An 893-nucleotide genomic window follows, 5' to 3' on the forward strand; every position below is an offset into this window, starting at 1 on the left:
GTCCAGGGTCGTGTAGACGTCGTAGCCGCCGCGGCGGAAGTTGAGCATGCGCGCCGCGCCATCATCGCCGAAAGCAGGGTCATTCTGCAGAATCTTCGTGACATAGTCGCAGAAGTAGGCATTGGCCAGAGCTGTCTGGCACCCCGTACTGGGCTCAGTGATGACGGGTTCGATCGGAGTCGCGATCGCGGCGTCGTAGTCCGTCTGAGAAATCTTGTCGTACTTGAGCATGGCTCCCAGCAGGTAGTCACGGCGCTGCCTGTTGGCCGCGTATCCGTTTGCGGCTCCGTTGGAGACACTGTTCGGCTTGTCGATCTGAAATTTCACCGGATTGTTCACGATCGCGACGAGGCTCGCCGCCTGAGCGAGCGTCAGATTCGCCGCCGTCGTGTTGTAGTAATAGTTTGCAGCGGCCTCGATGCCGTAGACCGTGCCACCAAAACCGGCGATATTGAAGTACTGGCGCAAAATATCGTTCTTGCCCATGGCCTTTTCCACCCCGATGGCGAGGCGCATTTCCTTCAGCTTGCGCTCCGGGGTCGTCTCGGTAGCTTGGGCATAACAGTCGTCATGCTTCGCGGCGTCGGAGATCAGCTCACATTTTTGAATGAGCACATTCTTGACGTATTGCTGCGTGATCGATGATCCGCCCTGGGTGGCTCCGCCCGACACCGTCGACGCCGTCGCGCGGAGCGTTCCCTGCAGATCGATTCCACCGTGCTCATAGAACCGAGGATCTTCACCCGCGATGGCCGCGTCCTTGGCGTAGGGGCTGATCGCATCAAACCCCACCTCGATTCGGTTCTGGTCGTAGAAGGACGCCAACAGCACCGGCGTTCCGTCCGTCTGCACGGCATAGATGTTGCTTTTCTGCGAGAGCGCGTCAATGGTCA

Annotated in this window: 1 protein-coding gene; it reads right to left on the minus strand. The window is 59.1% G+C overall.

The annotated features are described in order from the left end of the window. Window positions 1-893: transglycosylase domain-containing protein (locus tag JF66_RS15085; protein ID WP_035879333.1), on the minus strand; the 893-nt coding region annotated here is incomplete at both ends.

This window comes from Cryobacterium sp. MLB-32 (genome assembly GCF_000738085.1).
Lineage (GTDB): Bacteria > Actinomycetota > Actinomycetes > Actinomycetales > Microbacteriaceae > Cryobacterium.